General features: G+C 49.0%; 19 protein-coding genes and 3 tRNA genes. 11 read left to right on the top strand and 11 right to left on the bottom strand.

Features of this window, described 5'->3' with window-relative positions; translation table 11 throughout:
• Window position 1: 1 nt before the first annotated feature.
• Complete coding sequence (locus ACYVI1_RS00785) at window positions 2-1,021, bottom strand: FAD binding domain-containing protein (protein WP_460905561.1); 1,020 nt, start codon at window positions 1,019-1,021, stop codon at window positions 2-4.
• Window positions 1,018-1,665 carry a (2Fe-2S)-binding protein gene (locus ACYVI1_RS00780; RefSeq protein WP_460905558.1) on the bottom strand — a complete coding sequence of 216 codons (648 nt, stop codon included), beginning with the start codon at window positions 1,663-1,665 and terminating at the stop codon, window positions 1,018-1,020. Before ACYVI1_RS00780 ends, ACYVI1_RS00785 begins: the two co-directional genes overlap by 4 nt.
• A gap of 573 nt (window positions 1,666-2,238) precedes the next feature.
• On the opposite strand from ACYVI1_RS00780, the gene ACYVI1_RS00775 reads away from it, so the two are divergent.
• Together ACYVI1_RS00775 and ACYVI1_RS00770 are read left to right on the top strand one after the other, a co-directional pair.
• The gene (locus ACYVI1_RS00775; protein ID WP_460905555.1) at window positions 2,239-2,634 is read left to right on the top strand and encodes an AraC family ligand binding domain-containing protein; all 396 of its coding nucleotides are present in this window, start codon (window positions 2,239-2,241) and stop codon (window positions 2,632-2,634) included.
• Between the two features lie 54 nt (window positions 2,635-2,688).
• A complete protein-coding gene (locus ACYVI1_RS00770; protein ID WP_460905552.1) occupies window positions 2,689-3,198 on the top strand; it encodes a helix-turn-helix domain-containing protein in 510 nt (169 codons plus the stop codon).
• A gap of 53 nt (window positions 3,199-3,251) precedes the next feature.
• On the opposite strand, the gene ACYVI1_RS00765 is transcribed toward ACYVI1_RS00770, so the two are convergent.
• Together ACYVI1_RS00765 and ACYVI1_RS00760 are read right to left on the bottom strand one after the other, a co-directional pair.
• Window positions 3,252-4,136: an oxygenase MpaB family protein gene (locus ACYVI1_RS00765; RefSeq protein ID WP_460905549.1), complete on the bottom strand. Its 885-nt coding sequence runs from the start codon at window positions 4,134-4,136 to the stop codon at window positions 3,252-3,254.
• A gap of 36 nt (window positions 4,137-4,172) precedes the next feature.
• Window positions 4,173-5,519, bottom strand: a complete 1,347-nt coding sequence (locus ACYVI1_RS00760) for a Gfo/Idh/MocA family protein (protein ID WP_460905546.1) — start codon at window positions 5,517-5,519, stop codon at window positions 4,173-4,175.
• Between the two features lie 170 nt (window positions 5,520-5,689).
• Between ACYVI1_RS00760 and ACYVI1_RS00755 the strand changes: the two genes are divergently transcribed.
• The gene (locus ACYVI1_RS00755) at window positions 5,690-7,372 is read left to right on the top strand and encodes a PQQ-dependent sugar dehydrogenase (RefSeq protein WP_460905543.1); all 1,683 of its coding nucleotides are present in this window, start codon (window positions 5,690-5,692) and stop codon (window positions 7,370-7,372) included.
• 247 nt (window positions 7,373-7,619) lie between these two features.
• On the opposite strand, the gene ACYVI1_RS00750 is transcribed toward ACYVI1_RS00755, so the two are convergent.
• Window positions 7,620-7,692, bottom strand: a tRNA-Phe gene (locus ACYVI1_RS00750).
• 91 nt (window positions 7,693-7,783) lie between these two features.
• A tRNA-Cys gene (locus ACYVI1_RS00745) sits at window positions 7,784-7,873 on the bottom strand.
• 21 nt (window positions 7,874-7,894) lie between these two features.
• On the opposite strand from ACYVI1_RS00745, the gene ACYVI1_RS00740 reads away from it, so the two are divergent.
• Together ACYVI1_RS00740 and ACYVI1_RS00735 are read left to right on the top strand one after the other, a co-directional pair.
• Window positions 7,895-8,062 carry a hypothetical protein gene (locus ACYVI1_RS00740; RefSeq protein ID WP_460905541.1) on the top strand — a complete coding sequence of 56 codons (168 nt, stop codon included), beginning with the start codon at window positions 7,895-7,897 and terminating at the stop codon, window positions 8,060-8,062.
• A 686-nt stretch (window positions 8,063-8,748) separates the two neighbouring features.
• Entirely contained in the window at window positions 8,749-9,213 is a 465-nt protein-coding gene (locus ACYVI1_RS00735; RefSeq protein WP_460905538.1) for a hypothetical protein, read from the top strand.
• A 291-nt stretch (window positions 9,214-9,504) separates the two neighbouring features.
• Here the strand turns inward: ACYVI1_RS00735 and ACYVI1_RS00730 are convergent, their stop codons facing one another.
• Window positions 9,505-9,714, bottom strand: coding sequence for a hypothetical protein (locus tag ACYVI1_RS00730; RefSeq protein ID WP_460905535.1), 210 nt, complete (start codon window positions 9,712-9,714; stop codon window positions 9,505-9,507).
• A 368-nt stretch (window positions 9,715-10,082) separates the two neighbouring features.
• Here ACYVI1_RS00730 and ACYVI1_RS00725 point away from each other — a divergent pair, with 368 nt between their 5' ends.
• The 5 genes from ACYVI1_RS00725 (at window position 10,083) to ACYVI1_RS00705 (ending at window position 13,425) form a co-directional block, all read left to right on the top strand.
• Window positions 10,083-10,475, top strand: coding sequence for a hypothetical protein (locus tag ACYVI1_RS00725; RefSeq protein ID WP_460905532.1), 393 nt, complete (start codon window positions 10,083-10,085; stop codon window positions 10,473-10,475).
• Window positions 10,476-10,673: 198 nt separating this feature from the next.
• Window positions 10,674-10,985 carry an antibiotic biosynthesis monooxygenase gene (locus tag ACYVI1_RS00720; RefSeq protein ID WP_460905530.1) on the top strand — a complete coding sequence of 104 codons (312 nt, stop codon included), beginning with the start codon at window positions 10,674-10,676 and terminating at the stop codon, window positions 10,983-10,985.
• A gap of 279 nt (window positions 10,986-11,264) precedes the next feature.
• Window positions 11,265-11,678, top strand: coding sequence for a hypothetical protein (locus tag ACYVI1_RS00715; protein WP_460905527.1), 414 nt, complete (start codon window positions 11,265-11,267; stop codon window positions 11,676-11,678).
• A 398-nt stretch (window positions 11,679-12,076) separates the two neighbouring features.
• On the top strand, window positions 12,077-12,694 hold the full coding sequence (locus ACYVI1_RS00710; protein ID WP_460905525.1) for a hypothetical protein: 618 nt from the start codon (window positions 12,077-12,079) through the stop codon (window positions 12,692-12,694).
• A 455-nt stretch (window positions 12,695-13,149) separates the two neighbouring features.
• A complete protein-coding gene (locus ACYVI1_RS00705; RefSeq protein WP_460905522.1) occupies window positions 13,150-13,425 on the top strand; it encodes a hypothetical protein in 276 nt (91 codons plus the stop codon).
• Window positions 13,426-13,552: 127 nt separating this feature from the next.
• Here the strand turns inward: ACYVI1_RS00705 and ACYVI1_RS00700 are convergent.
• The 4 genes from ACYVI1_RS00700 to ACYVI1_RS00685 form a co-directional block, all read right to left on the bottom strand.
• Window positions 13,553-13,627: transfer RNA gene (locus ACYVI1_RS00700), tRNA-Val, on the bottom strand.
• A 106-nt stretch (window positions 13,628-13,733) separates the two neighbouring features.
• Window positions 13,734-15,065, bottom strand: a complete 1,332-nt coding sequence (locus ACYVI1_RS00695) for an MFS transporter (RefSeq protein WP_460905519.1) — start codon at window positions 15,063-15,065, stop codon at window positions 13,734-13,736.
• A 47-nt stretch (window positions 15,066-15,112) separates the two neighbouring features.
• Complete coding sequence (locus ACYVI1_RS00690; RefSeq protein ID WP_460905516.1) at window positions 15,113-15,997, bottom strand: alpha/beta fold hydrolase; 885 nt, start codon at window positions 15,995-15,997, stop codon at window positions 15,113-15,115.
• Window positions 15,998-16,072: 75 nt separating this feature from the next.
• Complete coding sequence (locus tag ACYVI1_RS00685; protein WP_460905514.1) at window positions 16,073-16,531, bottom strand: hypothetical protein; 459 nt, start codon at window positions 16,529-16,531, stop codon at window positions 16,073-16,075.
• A gap of 263 nt (window positions 16,532-16,794) precedes the next feature.
• Between ACYVI1_RS00685 and ACYVI1_RS00680 the strand changes: the two genes are divergently transcribed.
• Window positions 16,795-18,438: a T9SS type A sorting domain-containing protein gene (locus ACYVI1_RS00680; RefSeq protein ID WP_460905511.1), complete on the top strand. Its 1,644-nt coding sequence runs from the start codon at window positions 16,795-16,797 to the stop codon at window positions 18,436-18,438.
• The last annotated feature ends 55 nt before the right edge of the window (window positions 18,439-18,493 follow it).

Below are 18,493 nucleotides of genomic sequence, written 5' to 3'. Positions count from 1 at the left end.
ATCAGGCGGTTTTAGTGGCGATTGTCAGCGCGTCAATAATGGAATTGGGGGCCAGCGTTAGTTTAAAGTCGTTCTCGCCGTATCCTTTCGCGCCCTTCATGGCCAGCGCAGCCGCCTGTTTGAAATTGGCTTCAGTCGCCGGTTTTCCCTTCAGAAACTGCTCGGCTTCAGTCAGTCGCCAGGGTTTATGCGCCACCCCACCCATCGCCAGCCTAACGTCCAAAATAGTGGTACCTTTCAGTTGTAGACCCACACCCACCGAAACCAGCGCGAAGGCATACGAAGCCCGGTCACGTACTTTCAGGTAGTAGGAGTTGTCAGCGAATCGATTCGTCGGCAAATCCACCGACATAATTAGTTCGCCGGGCAGCAGCGTGTTGTCTTTTTGGGGCGTATCGCCAGGAAGTCGGTGAAAGTCAATAAACGGAATTTTTCGGTTGCCCTTCGGGCCGGATACGTTCACCGTCGCATCCAGTGCTACCAGGGCGATGCACATGTCGCTGGGGTGAACGGCAATGCACTTGTTGGATGCGCCAAAAATGGCGTGCATTCGGTTGAAACCGCCGATGGCTCCACAACCCGTTGGTCCGTTAGGTTGTCCTTTATCGGGACCCGCCTGCACGGGGCTGCGCTTGTTGCACGGCATCGAATTGTCGTAGAAATATGAGCAGCGTGTGCGCTGCATCATGTTGCCGCCAATGGTCGCCATGTTCCGTAGCTGCGCTGAGGCCCCCGCGTTTAGGGCCATCGACAACAGGGGGAACTGCTTTTTGACCAGCTCGTTATCGGCAACAGTCGAGTTTTTGGCCATCGCCCCGATTCGCAGACCAGTTGCTGTTTTTTCAATCGTGGCCAGTGGCAGCTTGTTAATATCGACCAGCCGTTCGGGAATGACGACCCCGCGCTTCATCAGGTCGATGAGGTTAGTGCCGCCCGCCAGAAAATAGGTGCCACTTTCTTTCGTAATGGCCGAAACGGCTGCTTCAGGGGTCGTAACCCGCGTGAATTGAAACGGATTCATACTTTATGCCCTCTCTTTTTTACGTCGACAATCGCGTCGACAATATTGGAATACGCCCCACAGCGGCAGATGTTGCCGCTCATGTACTCCCGAATTTCGTCGGGACTGTCGGCGTGACCTTCCCGGATGCAGGCTATCGCCGACATGATCTGGCCTGGGGTACAATAGCCGCACTGCAAGCCATCGTGCCTGATAAAAGCCTCCTGCATCGGATGCAGCCGACCCGTAATGGGGTCGCCGTCGGCCAGGCCCTCAATGGTCGTTATCTGGCAGCCTTCCGTGGTGAGGGCCAGTGTCAGGCAGGCGTTCACCCGCGTACCATCGACGTGGACCGTGCAAGCTCCGCATTGACCGTGGTCACAGCCTTTCTTAGTGCCTGTCAGGTGGAGTTGTTCACGCAGCAGGTCCAGTAAGGTAACCCGAGGTTCAATGGCGAGTTGACGCGCAGTTCCGTTAATCGTTAGCTGAAGCGGCATTTGCTCAACGGCAGCCGCTACTTTTTCGTCCAATCTGTTGTCGACAGCAGCCAGGGCGGCTGGTGGAGTCATGACCAGCGCAGCCAGCGCGGAGGATTGCTTCAGAAAAATCCGCCGGGATGACGTTGAATGGGTTGCCTCATCCTCTATGTTTTCAGTCTCATCCATATAGCAAGTTTCTTTTAACGTGAGAAAACTATTGGCTTTGCCCCAATGCCCGAAGGCGACTGGTGACGTTTGGTCTATGGCAGGTTAAAACTGACCATCACACTGCCGAAAGAGCCAGCGCACGCTCAAGTCCGGCTGGATTATCGAACTGCCCCAGTTTTGTATAACTGTAGACCGTAGGAAACGTCTTATAGAAAAGCACCAGCGTAGTAAAACGTATTGCTTTTAGTCCGCAAACTTACCCAAAAGGGATTGGCGGTTTTATAGCAAAACCAAAGCATTTTTTATGAAAAGCGCATTTTTTAATCAGAAATGAAGTTGAGCGGTTCTTTTTGCATTATAGGCCCAGTTTTGCCGTTATTGGGTGGAATTTAGGGTTCCAGAAGGCTATTAGAAACGGTTACAAATTAAGAGATTGTCTGAAAATTAGTTTTTTCTCAGCCTAAAAACCCCTAAATCCCCTAAAGGGGACTTTATCTGAGAGTGAGCAAAGTCCCCTTTAGGGGATTTAGGGGTTTTTAGATAGCTTCTGAAAGAACACGTATCGTAGACTGAAATCTATCTGTTAAAGTTATGAAAACACGACCACGGCGGACCGCCGAAGCACAGCCCATCACGATGGTGTACGATATGCCATCCCTGCTACCGCCCGGCACCACACCGGTGAGCCGACTCTACTACGAAGACTGGAACATTAAAGTCGTGGACCGTGAAAAAAGTGGCTGTGACAACTACCTGTCGCCGAACCGGCGCGATTTCTACAAGATCATGCTCATGACCAGCGGCACGGGTTGCCAAACCCTGGGCAAGGATACCTACAACATTGACGAACGAACCATTCTGTTTTTGCACCCCAATGAAATTGTATGCTGGCGCAATGCGCCCGAAACGGTAGGCGGGGGTATCTTCTGCATGTTCAAAAAGCGATATCTGGATCAGCACCCCTCGCTGAAATTGGTCATTGACTGATACCGGTTTTTTACCCAGAAAAAGATACTTCGCCTTTCAGAAGAGTCGACCCGGATGATTCATAAGCTGCTCACCCAGATGAAAGCCGAAGCGGCCTCGGGCGGGGAACTGGCCGAAGAAGCTATGCAGGCCTATGTTCAGCTCGTGCTGGTTGAAAGCCTCAAAGGGACCGATTATGCCCCAACCGGCGAGATTACCAATGAGTATCGGCATGTGTATAATTTTTTTGAACTGCTGGAAAAAGAAACCAACCTGGCGAACATAGACAAGCCCATCCGGATACGAACGGCCCAGGAGTATGCCCGGAAACTCAACCTTAACCCCAGTTACCTGAACGGGTTAGTGAAAAAGCATACCGGGCAACCCATTAGCACGCTCATCAAAAATCGCTTAGTGGAAGAAAGTAAAGCGTTGCTGGTTCAAACCAACTGGAGCCTGCAGGAGATCAGTCAGATTATTGGCTTTGCCGATCAGCCTAATTTCAGCCAGTTCTTTAAGAAATACGTAGGTATAACGCCCAATGAATTCCGGCGCTCACCGATCTCGCCAGCTTATGAGGCTTGATTCTGTTGAATGGGGATTGTCTTTTAAATCAATCTTCTTTCATGTAACTTAGATTAGTTAGTAGAAATTTTCGGCCCTACAGCCTCAATCTCAGGCGGGCCATCGGGGTAATAGCGGAAAGTGGTCTTCTCAACCAGCGATGGATACGGCTTGAAGGTAATCCAGCGCAGGGGCCATTTGCGAAGCCAAAGGGCGCCCGTGGTCAATGCCGTAAACCAGCCGGCTGGCCGGTCATACCCAAACGCCAGCCGTAGTTTATCGGTAATAAGGGCCGCAAACGTGGGCTGTACCAGCGGGTGCAGAAATCGGGGAAACCAGCCCTGAACAATCGTTACCGTTGCGTCGGCAATTTTCCGGTTGCTGTCGGTGTAGCGAAAATAGCGGTCTTCATAGGCGTTCGTGAAGGCCCGCAAACCGGCCATGCTGTCGGGCAGATCGCGCAGGTTCATCCGCCGACCAACTTCCCGAAAAAAATAGAACACCGCCAGTTCTTCCGAAGGCGTGAGCTGCCGCCAGCCGTAGCGATGGATCCAGTCGATGGGGTAGAAAACAAACGTGGCCAGCACAAACAGAAAATCGGCGTTGTCGATGCGATAGTGGCCGTGAATGTGGTTCATGTGGGCAATAGCCCGCCCGCCTTTGTCGCTGTCGTAGCCCGACTCCATAAACTCCGAAATCAGGCGGCTCGTGTCGTCGTATCGTTTCTGGCCGTGGCGCTCAAACTCGCCCGTTTGGGCCAGCAGACCCGATACGCGCGGACTGGCGTAGGTATGAAACAGGGCCAGCTCGAGGGCGCGGGTAATGTCGAACGGGAATTCGTAGGCCGTCAGCAAATGCACCATGCGCTGGTGATCACCAACGGGGTCAAGCGATTGGAGTTCCCGCCGAACCGCCGGGTTGCGAAACAGGCCGAAGTGTTTGGCGTAGGAGAGGGGCATGAAGTTGACATTTGGGAAATTACGGATAACGAGTCATCAAACGACCGGCAACTTCCAGCCGTTATGATAATGAGCACTCAGCAGAGCATTGGCCTGTGGGTCATTCCTGAAGCCCTTTGTTGCAACGTCCCAATACACCTTCCGGCCCGTTTTGTAGGCAATGTTGCCCATGTGGGCATTAATAGCGGCAATGCTGCCCGTTTCAATGCCGCATTTAAGCAGACCGGCATCATTGGCTTTAATGGCCTGAATGAAGTTTTTGGTATGTTCGTTCAGGTACTCCCCAGTACGGGCCTGATCGGGAATATCGTCAAGTTTATACACCTTAATGCCGTTCTTCGTTTCCGTTTCGGGCAGCAGCGACCAGCCATCCCGATTCAGCACAAGCGTGGCATTATTACCAATGAAGGCAATACCCTCCGTACGCCCGTAGTTGCCCCCGTCAATACCCGTGGCATGTTCCCAGAGCATATTGAAGCCATCGTATTCATAAACCGCCTGCAGGGTATCGGGTGTTTCGGAGGCATCATCGGGGTAGGCGAGTTTTCCGCCCGACGCCATCACCGATTTGGGAGCTTTGGCATTCATGGCATAGAGCGCAATGTCAATTTCGTGGACGCCCCAGTCCGTCATCAGTCCTCCGGCATAATCCCAGAACCAGCGGAAATTAAAATGAAATCGGTTGGGATTAAACGGCCGTTTCGGGGCTGGCCCCAGCCACATAGCGTAGTCAACGCCAGCGGGGGGCGCACTGTCGGGGCGAACGGGAACGGGGTTCATCCAGCCCTGATACGCCCAAACCTTCACTAAGCGAATGTTGCCCAGTTTGCCCGAACGAATGTAGTCAATGGCTTTTTCGTAATGCGAACCACTCCGTTGCCACTGCCCCACCTGCACAATTTTGTTGTATTTGCGGGCAGCCGCCAGCATTAGATTACATTCTTCGATGCTGTTGGCTAAGGGTTTTTCAACATAAACATGCTTTCCGGCAGACACCGCATCAATCATGGCCATGCAGTGCCAATGGTCTGGTGTTCCAATAATGACGGCATCGATATCCTTGATTTCCAGCAGTTTCCGGTAATCCTTGAAAAGCTGGGGCCGGTTGTGCTGCATGGTCTGAACATCGGCTGCCCGTTTATCGAGCACACGCTGATCCACATCCGCTAAGGCCACACATTCCACATCGCTCATAAGCAGGTGCGAGCGGAGGTCTGACCAGCCCATGCCGTTGCAGCCAATCAGCCCAATCTGAATTTTATCATTGGGCGAAACCGGTCTTCGCTGGCTGGCAACGGCCTCCACCGTTGGGAGGCTGATTAGTCCGGCTCCCGTAACGGTTAGGGCCGAATTTCGCAAAAAACGCCGACGTGTCGTATTCATCAGTAGGTTGGGTTTAGAAATCAATTGAGCTACTTTTAAAAGCAGAGAAGGCGGGTTACCTAATCAGGTTCGGATGGATTTGTAAGCTCAACGGGTTAACTCCCTGCCTGATTGCAGCCGCCATTACTCGTTTTGATTAGTAAAACTGGTCAATCACCGCTTTAGACAGTATGAAACACTGTACCCCATCTCTTTCTTCGTTATTCTGGCTTGTTGTTTTGTGGTCGATTGTTCTGCTGCGATGCGAACATTCATTGGCCCAGGATGCGCGTAAGGGCGAAAAACTTTTTGACGTGAATTGTACCAGTTGCCATAATTTTAAGCAGGACGGTATTGGTCCCCAGCTTGGCGGACTGAAAGAAGTTGTTGATGAACATTACCTGACTGAATTTATTAAAAGCCCCAAAGCCATGATTGATGCGCGGGTGGCCCGTGCGTTCGATAAATTCAAAAAATTTGGCAGCGTTATGCCCGATTTTAAGCACCTAAAGTCAACGGAAATTGATAATTTGATTGCCTTCATTCTTGAAAAGCCCGCTCCTGAACGTTATATTTCTTCCGGCAAAAAAGCCCTGGAAAACCCTGTTATCCCCTCAATAGTTAGGTCGGCTATCAGTCTAAATCTACAAAAAGTCACCCAATTCCCATTTACCAGGGAAACGCTGCCCCGCACCCGAATTAATAAGATGGGGTTTCATCCGATCACGAAGGAAATGCTGGTGGCCGATCTACAGGGGAAAATCTACATATTGACTGGCGCTAACCAGCCGGAAGTGTATTTTGACGTAACGAATCAGTTTAAAAACTTTACCAGTTCACCCGGCTTCGCCACGGGTTTAGGCAGCTTTGCCTTTCATCCGGACTACGCTAAAAACCGACTTTTTTATACGACCCATTCTGAGCCGGGCAATGCCGTAAAAGCCGATTTTGCGTATGCCGACAGCATTCCCGTTCAGCTTCAATGGGTCGTTACCGAATGGACGGTGGAACACCCCGATTCGAGGGTTTTTTCGGGAAAGCCCCGTGAACTGCTTCGGATCAACGTAGTCGGCCAGATTCATGGCATGCAGGAAATTGCCTTTAATCCCTATGCAACGCCAACCGATCCCGATTATGGGTTGCTGTACATTGGCATAGGCGATGGCGGTGCCGTTGAGCAGGGGTATCCGTTTATTCCCAGAAACAAAAATCATATCTGGGGCAAAGTAGTTCGGATAAATCCTACGGGCAGAACCAGTAAAAATGGCCAATACGGCATTCCGAAATCCAACCCCTACGTCGATAAAGACGGGTTAGATGAAGTGTATGCGGGCGGCTTTCGAAATCCCAACCGCATTTCCTGGACTAAAGAAGGCCGGATCCTCGTTTCCAACATAGGCCAGCGGCAGGTCGAGTCGCTTTATCTGCTAAAGCCCGCCAAAAACTACGGATGGCCTGATCGGGAAGGAACGTTTCTGATAGAATCCCCGGCCAACACGAACCGCGTGTATTCTCTGCCCAAAAATGATGCGACGTATGGGTATTCTTACCCGGTGGCTCAATTCGACCACGATGAAGGGAACGCCATTATGGGCGGCTTTGAATACACGGGCAGCCAGGTGCCTCAACTACAGGGCAAATATATTTTTGGGGAAATTGTCAGGGGAAGGGTTTTCTACGTAAATCTTAAGGAAATTAAGGAAGGTTCGCAGGCCACCATCCATGAGTTCCCGCTCAGAATAGATGGTAAACAAACAACGCTGAAAGAACTTAGCAAAGACACTAAAGCAGATTTGCGGATTGGGCAGGATGCCTTTGGGGAAATGTATCTGTTTACGAAGCCAGACGGGATGATGTACAAAATCGTTAAATAGGGCCTTGTTGGCCCGGCAAAACTTCCCTACCACCCGTATACTACACCCCAATAAATGTGGTGACCTCGGAGAGACTCGAACCGCATAGGCGTCTCTGTGCCAGCCTTCAGGGCCGAAACCTGACGCTCTTTCAATTGAACTATGAGGCCTTTGGACATACCAGGAAGGGATTGACCGGCAACGGCTGACCACCCCGACTTGCGGATTCGAATTCGCTTCTCTACCCACTGAGTTACTTATATAGTTGTGGAACCGGTCAGACCCGAACTGGCATAACTGGTTTTTCAGACCAGCACCTTGACCATCTTGGTAACAGTTCCATGGTGATGCGGGACTCGAACCCAGGGCCTTCTCATTAAAACGGGGCCGCCCGTGCGGTGAGAAGCTCTAACCAACTGAGCTAAAGCATCATGGAGTCCAGTACTGGAGTCGGCCGCTGTCGGCCGACCGTCAGTTCCGACAGTTTTGCAGACTGTTGCCCCGCCGTAGAGCATACCGGACTTGATAGATTAATTTCTTGATATGGATAAAATGAAAATCCCCCTGCCGATTTGGATGCGACAGGGGGATTTTGACAAAAACGTATGTTTTTCTTTAGTCAATATCATGCCCCGCCGTCTGCCAGAAGCAGAACGTGCGCTTGGATTGATATTGGCTGTGAGAATTCATGGTGCAACTATGGGGGAATAGATTTGGTTTTACCAAATACTACTGTGCTTAGTTTAGTTTCATGAGCAACCTTCAGGAGTCATTACCTGATTGCTGGTGTCTACATACTGATAGCGATACCTAAATTGTAGATTAATAAGGTCTCTGGTCAAACTTTTTAGCTTGCCTTCGGTACGAACCCGAACTGTCGATAAACCAGTTGTTGTTCTCTCACTCATCAAATCTCGCCAAATCATCCAGTGAGTAAAGCGAATAGCTAAATCGTTGCACTGAAAATTATAACACCCGTTTGCTCAATTCGCCAAAACATAATTTGGAAGTTTTATAGCTAACTTATTCCTTTACTTGTGAACCGACGCAACAACGGCTGTCAGGAAATTGCATAGTCCAAAGCGACTGATAATCTACCATAAGTAGTTCTGCAATATTGCGTACAATACTCTGTTGGGTGGTTCGTAAAAGCAGTGTTTCCATTTCGGCGTTTCGGGCGACAGGTCGCACGTCCCAGCGGTCAGGTTTTTTGCTTGTTCGGCGGGTTCTCTGTGACATAGGGAACGCCCCGATTAGGCAAGAATACGGAATACTACAGCAATACGAAATGCGAAGTGCGTATTTTGTGTTGAAAGTGCGTAAATCGGCGAGTTAGCGGTCATTGTAACGGACGATATATTTGTTCGACACAAAAGAAACATAAACAAAAAAATAAAATGAAAGTAGAATGCACAGACAAAAAAACATTTCAGTTGATTGACAATGGAGGATTGTTAGGACAACTAACCTATAAGAGTCTATTTTCTTATAATGCTGAAATTACTTTGACAAATTCTGATTCATACGAAATTAAATCTGTTGGTTTCTTCGGAACAAGCATTATCGTAACGAAGAACGAAATGGAAATAGCCAATTTGCAATTGAATTGGAAAGGACAAATTGTAGTGACCTTTCAAGATGGACAGGAATTTATTTTTAAAGCCAAAGGGGTATTTCACAACAGATACGTAATTGAAAACAAAGCGGAAGAAAAACTAATTCAGTTTGACCCGAAATTCAATTGGGGTAAACTTCATTACAATTATGATATTTCGTATGACAAAAAGCCAGAAGTTTTATTTGTTTTACTTGGTGTTTATGCTTCAAACTATTATATAGCAGCTATGTCGGGTCAAGTATAAATTAGTGACAAACGAGAAATCCCAACAAAGACGAAAAAATAAATAACTAACCGCTAAAATCGGTTTGGCAATATGACGGCTGAATTACTTCTGTGAAGCATTTGTGCAAGGCATAGTATTAGGAATTCTATTGAACTTTAGTGCTAAAAATCTGCAACATCGCCAAGCCGAAAAACGTTGATTGTGCATTGTGCGCTCCGCGTAGGGTATTTTTCGGTCGATAGGCAGCAGGCCGCAAGGTCAGCGTTTTCAGCCCAACCGGGCAGGGGTGTAAATGTGCGCTACGCGCCATCAACCCCTGCGGTCGTTGGGTGGAACATAGAAGCATAAAAGTGTGAAAGGCAGCTTCCCGGCGACAGGCCGCACGTCCCGAATGACAGCGGTTAGCCCAACAAAGGCGAGGATGTAAAAGTCGAAAGTACGTGCGTTCAGGTGGATAACTCGCCCGCCATCAACCCCTGCGGGTGTTGGGTGAACCGAACAGGCAGTTAAAAAAGGCATGGGTGCCAGTGTTCCGGCGACAACTTGCACTTCCCTAACAGGCAGGCTTTGGACACGTTAGGAGAGTTGCGGTCTACAAGCCAATTGTCTTGACAAATTTGCTATACAATGTTCTTGTTTTAACGCACAATTACATCGCTGTTTCTTTAACCATTACCAGTATGAAAATCATTCATTTGTTAGGCGTTCTACTCTTGTTTCATCTATCCTCAGATGCACAAATAAAATCTTGGTCAGAAGACGACAAGAAAAAACTAATTGATAACTACCGTAGAACCCGGGAGGAGATTAACAAGTAAACGGTTACTCTTAGCTCCAAACAATGGAATTTTAAGGAAGAAACCAGCCGATGGAATATTGCTCAGGTAATGGAACACCTCTACAATTGGTCTTTACTTACCCAACAGAATGTACGATATTCTTTTTTTCTGGGTGAGAATCAGGAACTGGCCAAAAAAAGTCTTTCAGATAGTGCAGTTACCTCATTCATTTATGAACAAAGACCACACACGTCACCTGACCACACAGTTCCTACCGGCTTAATTACTGACGGTAATAATCTTAAAATATTCAATATTAAATATGATGAAATCATCAATTCGATAAGTCATTCTGACAAAAACTTTAGATTATATTTCAGGCCATTTGATGATAAATACCAAGAAGATGTAGTTCAGCAATATATTATCCACTACGGTCATGTCGATAGACATTTAAGGCAAATTCGGAAAATAAAGGCACACCCTGATTTTCCAAAGTGAGACTATTAGGGCCTGATGAATGTCTGGTTTACCGACGACAGGGAGCACGTCCCGACAGGCAGGTTTAGGTTTGCAAAGCAGGTTTCGGCTAACAGGAGAAACGCCTTGACAAGTTAAATTTGGCGTTATATTTCAGCGTTCGTGTGACAGGGGAGTTGCCCCGACAGTCAAAATATCAGGTCCGTTAAAGTCAACTATATGGCAACACATTTTACAGTTAATCAAGCCATTGAAGTAATTCGGCTAAATGTAAAACCAGAGAATGTAGCTGCATTCCTGGAAGGAAGAGCTGAGGTTGAAAAATTCACACATACGCTTCAAGGACATATTAGCACTGAATTGATTCATCTTGGCGCCGAACATTGGTTAATGCTAATCCGGTGGGAGAGCGAAGAAGCTGTTCAGGCGGCTCAAAAACTGACCGCTACTGCATCTGTCATTTCAGCTTGGCTAAGGCGAACAGCCGAGTTTGTGTCCTTTGACACGGGTGTTGTTAAATATATCGCTTAACTCATATGCCAGTCTTGAGTATCTTGCTCACCATCAACAGTTGTGGGTGTTGGGTGCGAGTCCATTAAGTGTTTGTGTGCCAGCGTTCGGGCGATAGGTTGCACGTCCCAGAGGTCAGGTTTTTAGGCTTCCATTTCCAGCTTTCGGCTGACAGGGCAAACGTCCCGATAGGCAAGGCTAAAAAGCATCTCCCTGACAGGCCAAACGTTATAAGATGATGCTTGAAAAGTGATTTCTGAAATGGGGATGCCGAAAACCAATTTAGAGTAAGCGCAAAACATGAAAAAGATGAAAAAGAATCTTACGTCAATCATCCTTTGCTGCCTGTTATTCAGCCTTGTAACGGTGGCACAGGCGCAAGCCCAAAAGGCTTCAACTGCTCAAATTAAAAGTATTCACCTTTTCGATATGCCAGAAGGCGTAACCGAAGCCGAATTGGCCGCATCACTCAAAGAAATGAACACCGCCATTGAACGCTTAGGGTACAAAGACGCGGGCTATTCCCTTTACAAAGTTCAAAGTGAAGGAGGAGAAAAATATCGCTATTTCTTCGAGGGCGTTTGGCCCAGTGCCGAAGCCTATAAGAAAATCCACGAAGACAAGATGTACCTGGAAGCTGACAAGAAGGCAGATTCGGTGTACAAAAAAATCAAAACAGTAGAACTTTACCGTCGAATGGTGCGGGTGCAGTAGATAATTTGCTCCGTCAGTTCTTACGACGTTGGTTGATTCGCTTCGCGTGGGCGGCCTGTCGGGCGACAGGTAGCACGTCCGGAAGGAGAGGTTCAGCCCAACAATGGAAAAGGTGTAAAGGTCGGAAGTGTCTCGCGTTCAGGCAAGTAACTTGTTGCCCATCAGCCCTTTCGGGCGTTGGGCGTGCCAAACAGGGTTAAAAAAAGTTCGTGTGTGCAGGCTCCGGGCGACAGAGTATACGTCTCCGACAGGTGGACCTTTGGCTTTCATTTCGGGCTTGCTTGCGACAGGTTGAACGCCCCGCTTGGCCGGGTTGGACAAGTTAGACAAGTGGTTTGTGACAGGGCAAACGCCCTGGTAGCCGCAACTTGACAAGAAAGACAAAATAACAAAATAATATGGAAACTCAGGAATTCGACCGTTTAAAAATTGATTATGAAAATACTGTCAAATATATTTTCCATTTATCGGAAATACGATTTAAGCTATTAGGATTTTTACCTATTGCAACCGTGATAGCATTTAAGTTTACTGAAATAAAAAACTCACCAAGCCAAAGTATCACCATTGGATTATTTGGCTTAGTGGTAACATTAGGAATTCTATATTATGACCAAAGAAATACCGAAATTTATGACGCCTATGTTGGCCGGGCAAAAGAGATAGAACTATTAATGAATGAGTCGCGAGAAGGTACATTTGGCAGTAGAGCTTCACGAGGCAGAAAGCTTTTTGGTTACTTTTCAATGTGGCATGATAAAGGGCTTGCACTGATATATTCGTCGGTGTTTTGTATCTGGTTTTTTGTTATTTTTGATTCTGTGAGGTTCATTATTATTAAGAATGATAGCCACACTTTAGAACTTTTAATACTATTTGGTTCCTTTGTTCTATCATTCTTAATTTATGTGGAGTTGATTAGGCAAGATGATAAAAATATTAAGAAAGAATATTGGGGATATTTACGCTGTTTTTTTGATAAAAAACTACAAGTCCCTGAAAGGGCGGTTGGATAAATCAGATGAAGCGCATTATTTTTCATCGCCCATTGGCATAAAATTGGATTGTGCGTTGTTGTTCGATTCGCGTGGGGCAACTTTCTGGAGACAGCGAGCACGCCCCGCAGGAAGGTTTGCAGCCCAACGGATAAAAGGTATAAGGGTGAGGCTACTCACCATTTTCGCCTAATTGGTTCACTATTAGTCCTTTGTCGGGCGTTGAGTGGGGTCAATAAAGTGCTCGCAGGACGAATTCGGTCGGTAGGCCGCACGTCTCAGAGGTTAAGTTTAGGCTGCCATTTTCAGGTTTCCGCTGACACAGCAAATGCCCCCTTTTAGCCGGGTTAAACAGGTGGGGCGGGTCCCGTCCGACAGAAAACATACCCTAACAGTTGCGGCTCGACAAAAATCAAGAAAGAGTATAGAAATATAAGTCTTTTGTATTCAGTTTTTATGAAAGTTCAAATAGGGTCGTGACGACAAAAAGCAGGAAGAAAGCCACCAAATTCAAGCCCATCACGATTAGCGATGAAGGGCTTGACTTGATTGAGTACCTGAGCCTGGATTGTACGCAGAAAGCCAGTGCCTGGCAAAGTGATGTTGACCTAAAAATTAATAAGAAAGGCTTCGTGCTACTAAACGGCAAAAAGACTGGCCAATTCTGTGAGGGCATAAGTCAGAGTAAGGTCCATCCACTCTGGCTGAAAGTGCGTAACGTAGCGGGGGATGAAAGTGTAATTACATTATGAGGGGAGCATACCCTTATAACAAATCAGATACATTGACCGTATCCACATACGTGAAAACGAGATACAGTGCAGATACAATTAGTCATAAAAAAACCTCGAAATCAGCCCGATCTCGAGGTTTTTTTAGTAGGAAGTAGCGGGCTCGAACCGCTGACCTCTGCTCTGTCAAAGCAGCGCTCTGAACCAACTGAGCTAACCTCCTTTTTACAATGGATAATGGATAATGTATAATGGAAAATGTCCGCGTCGATGCAGTTACATTATTCATTTTACATTGTCAATTAGTTATTCCCGAAGGGAGTACAAACTTACAAAACTTCTGCGTTCTCCAAATGAACGCGATAAACTTTTTGTGAGGGAATGCGCCACAGTAACACGAAACCAATGACAAACAACACGAGCAGAGCCAGTATGCTGTTCCGCATACTACCGGTGAGCTGCTCAATCAGGCCATACACCAACGTGCCCAACACGATGGACGTTTTTTCGGTTACGTCGTAGAAGCTGAAATACGAAGCCGTGTCGGTGGTAGCCGGAATGAGTTTGGAATAGGTCGAGCGCGACAGCGACTGAATGCCGCCCATCACCAGCCCTACAATGGCTGCCAGCCCGAAAAACTGCGACTCGGTTTGCACGTAATAAGCGGCTGTGCAAACGCCAATCCAGATGACAACGGCCGTCATGAGAGCGTAGGTGTTGCCAATCCGGCCCGACAGCCGTGAGAATCCATAGGCCCCCGGAATCGCTACTAACTGAATCAGCAGAATGGTGATGATCAGACTCTGACCGGGCAGTTTCAACTCGGCGCTCCCGAAAATTGTGGCCACGTACATCACCGTCTGCACGGCCATGTTATACACAAAAAATGCGACTAAAAACCGCTTGGCTAAGGGCCGCTCCTGCAACTCGGTCCATACGTGGCGCAACTCGTTGAAGCCGTTGAGTAGATAATTACCACTCGTTGCTACGCCCTTTTTGAGGCCGAAACGTCGGACCGCGTTGGGCAGGCGGCTAAACGGTATTTGTGCAAAACCGACCCACCACAGGCCCACTGTCAGGAAAGCAATCCGGGAGGCCATTGCTTCGGAGATGTTACCAAACCAGTCGCGTTTTAGAATCACCAGCAGGTTGAATACCATCAGAAGCACGCTGCCCAGATACCCCATCGAAAACCCCCGCGCACTCAGCCGGTCATACTGGTCTTCGGTGGCGATGTCGGGCAGGTAAGAGTTGTAGAAGACGATACTGCCGCTCCAGCCAATCAGGCTGAGCCAGAAGCAGATAACGGCGAAGGTGGTGGTTTCCTGGGTGAAGAAATACAGCAGACTGCAACTGACGGCTCCCGTATAACAGAAGACTTTCATGAACGTTTTCTTCCGGCCACTGTAGTCGGCAATAGCCGAGCAAATGGGCGAGAGCAGGGCCGTAAACAGAAAAGCCGCCGAAATGGTGTACGAAAACAGCACCGAGTTTTTAATTGAAATGCCCAGGAAATCAATCATCGGCCCGCCCGCGTCGTTGAGGGCCGTTGCCGAAAAATAAACCGGGAAAATGCTGGACACAATCACCAAGGAATGCACCGAATTGGCCCAGTCATAAAGTGTCCAGGCGGTGAGGATACGGGGGGAGTTTTTCAGCATTTAATGAATGAATTAGCGAATGAGCGAATAGAAGAGGGTAGCGTAAATTATTCACTCATTCGCTCATTCGCTAATTCACTCATTAAAAAATTTATCACTGCTTTCGTAAACGCATGATTCGAGTCGCCTGCAACCATGTGGCCTGCGTCGGCAACGCTCACGCTCTGCACATGCGGAACGGCATCTAAGAATTCGGCCATGACTTTCTCGCTTACTACGTCGCTGATGCCCCCGCGCACAATGAGCGTGGGCACGGTGAGGGCATGGGCAGCCAGGTAGAGCCGTTCTTCGTTGCTTATCTGTCGGTCGGGGCCGGTATTTTGCCGCCAGACCGACAGCATTTTAGGGTCCCAATGCCAGTAATAGCGCAGTTCGCCGGTCGAGCTGTTGCGCTGCCGTAAGTTTTTTTCTAACCGGCTATGGTCCGACGGCCGCGACCGATGGGGGAGATAGGCGGCAACAGCCTCGGCGGCTTCGCTCAGTGAGGCAAATCCATCCTGATTTCGGCTCATAAACGAAAAAATTCGCTCGATGCCTTTCTGCTCGGTGCGCGGGGCAATATCGACCAGAACAATGGCTGAGCAAATGGATTCAGTGCCAGGTAATCGTTCTCCTTCGGCAATCAGGGCGGTCATGCCCCCCATCGACGCCCCTACGAGGGCGGGCTTCTGGCTGAGTTGCGAACAAACGGCCCGCAGGTCATTCGCCAGATACTCAATGCTATACTGCCCCTCTGCCGACCAGTCGCTGTCGCCATGCCCACGGGCATCGAGGGCCAGCGCATACCAACCCGCGTCGGCCAGAACCTGAGCCGTATCGCCCCAGGAGTGGCGGGTTTGGCCTCCGCCATGCAGGAGCAGAACGGGCCGATTTGCCGGGTCGCCCCAGCCATCAGCAGCCACAAAAAAGCCCGGTTCGGTTTCAAATTTCATAATCAACAAGCGAGCGAACGAGTGAATGAGTGAACGTTGCTTGCGCCAGCCTTTCACTCATTCACTCGTTCACCATTAAAGGGTTGGGTCAAAGTCAAGGTTAATGTCGGCGTCCTTACCGTCGACAGGGGCCCGCTGGCGCAGGATGAGTTTGTTCTTATTGAGTTGAACGATGGGGAAGTTTCCCCTGAAACCCGATACGTCTACGTCGATGGATTGGTTGTCGGCGGTGAGCTTCCAGGTGCCGCCGTTAATGACCGAATTGGATTGCTTAGGGTCGAGCGCACGAACGGTGCCGTTGTTCCGAAACTGCATATTGAGGTCATACAGCACCTGCGTGGCCAGATTCAGGCGGTTTTTGTTGATTTCCTGCCCATCGGGCGTCAATACGCGAACCGTCCGCCAGTTATTAGCCACTAATAATTCTGTTTGAGAGGCTGCGGTGGGAACGGGGTTGTTGCCGTCGTCTTTTTTGCACTGGGTCAGGGTGCTCAACAGCAAGGTGAACATAAGCAGAAGTCGGATGGTTTTCATAACGGGTTGTTTAATAAGTTTTGTTGTGCCAGTTGACGGGTAAGACAAGTTTTTCAGGCAGGATTACCGGGGATTTGAGAGGTTGTCTAAAAAGTAGATTTCTGTTGGCTCGGTTTTACGAAATTTAGACAGTCTCTGATAGAACCTAAATGCTGTAATCCTGCCTGAAAATTTTAGTCAAAGATAAACCTGGTCTGCCTCCGGTATCTATAAGCAGAATTTTCCGCCCTTAAAATTCCGTAGTTTTGGCGAAACTTCAAGCAATGCGGGTTCCATTTGGTAGTTTCTTTATTGGGTTGGCCCTGTTTGGGCTTTTTCTCAGGCCATCAGCCACCGCCCAGCAACAATGCGCCGACCGGCTCACCTTCACGCCCGTTGGCCAGCCTAACCAGATTGAGTGGAACAAATTCCCGAATTTCACCCTGCCCTTTCCGGTCATTTACGGTGGTCCGCGTTTTACGGATGGGCAAGCCAGCCCGCTTCGGCACGGGTTTAGCCATTTAGTTGATATTAAGGACAGTGAATATGGGTCGCTGGTGCAGGCGAAACAACGGGCGTTGGTCTATTATGGCGTTGCCACCGGCCTGAACCAACCCTGGGAAACCATTGAAAGCCCCTGGGCAAATGACCTCAATGCCTACCGGGCCAAATGGGACCGGTTCTTGTCGGATATAGCCGGGGGACAGAAAAATGCCGCCGGGCTGTATGTTCTCCCCATCAATCGACTGGCGCTGGATGTCGAGCGGATTCTGGAAACCGATGCCCGGATTCTGAAAATCAAATCCGATGCCCGCGTGCCGGAAATCTATCGTAAACTGTCCGACGCCGACTTTGTGGCCGCCTATAAAAAAGCCATGCGGAACCTGTACGCCGAGAGTCTTCGGTACATTCGTCAACATGCCGACCTCACGGGTATCAGCGTGAGCAGCTATGCCGATACGCCCGTGCTGAACGCCTACCTGAACGTGCCCACCTTTACCTGGGCCGACTGGAAAACCAACCTCAGCCGGACGAATTATCTGGTTCAGGATTCGACCGGGCGCGGCATTGGCGGCCCGTATTATGACCAGTTAGACGCTCTCTCGCCTTCGGCCTATTATTACTACGACTACCCGAATCCGCTTGCCCAGGATTACCTTGCCTATTTGCTTTTTCAGGTTGAAGTGAACCGGGCCTGGAGCAACAAGCCAGTGGTGCCCTGGGTGTGGCTTCGCTACCATGACAGTTCGGGCAGTGGCCTTCAGTTTATTCAGCCGTTTATGGCCGAAGCCACGGCGATTTTTCCGTTCTTTTCGGGAGCCGCCGGGCTGTGGCTGTGGGAGAACCCAACGCTTACGGCTACCCGCACCGATACCTACGCAGCCTACGAACATTTTACGCACGGCCTGTACCGGCTATCGCGCTTTGCCGACATGTTTCAGGGGAGCTACGAACTGGTTATTGAAACGCCTGCCCGCGACCTGATGGACCGGCAACTGCCCGTTTGGCGGGGCGTTGTGAAGGAAAATAAAATCCTGATTGCTGCCCAAAATCCATACGCTGCCGAGGGCGCAAAAACCAGTCTCACGGTCCGCTATAAATCGTGGCAGCAGACCATCGAGCTAACGGGCCGGGAAGTTTATCTCTGCCGCTTCGAGATGGGAACCGTCACGGCGACAGAACCCGCCCTGCCTGTTATAACGATATTTCCGAACCCCGCTCAAACGACATTAACAGTCTCGTTCGGGCAACTGCCTGGTGCATCGACCGAACTTATTTTGCTGAACACAACCGGCCAAACGGTGGTTAATAGGATGGTTAACAGTGTTAAGGAAGTGTTGCCGATCGCAAATTTATCCGCCGGGCTGTATGTTCTCCGAATTCAGAATAAGACTCAGATTCAAACAAAAAAAATAGTTATCAACTGAAGGGTATATCACAGAGATTTCTCAAAACTATTTTTCTCTGTGAATCTCTTGTGCT

This window comes from Spirosoma areae, assembly GCF_054781775.1.
The sequence above is the reverse complement of the archived record's forward strand: the minus strand, read 5'-3'. Positions and strand labels throughout refer to the sequence as shown.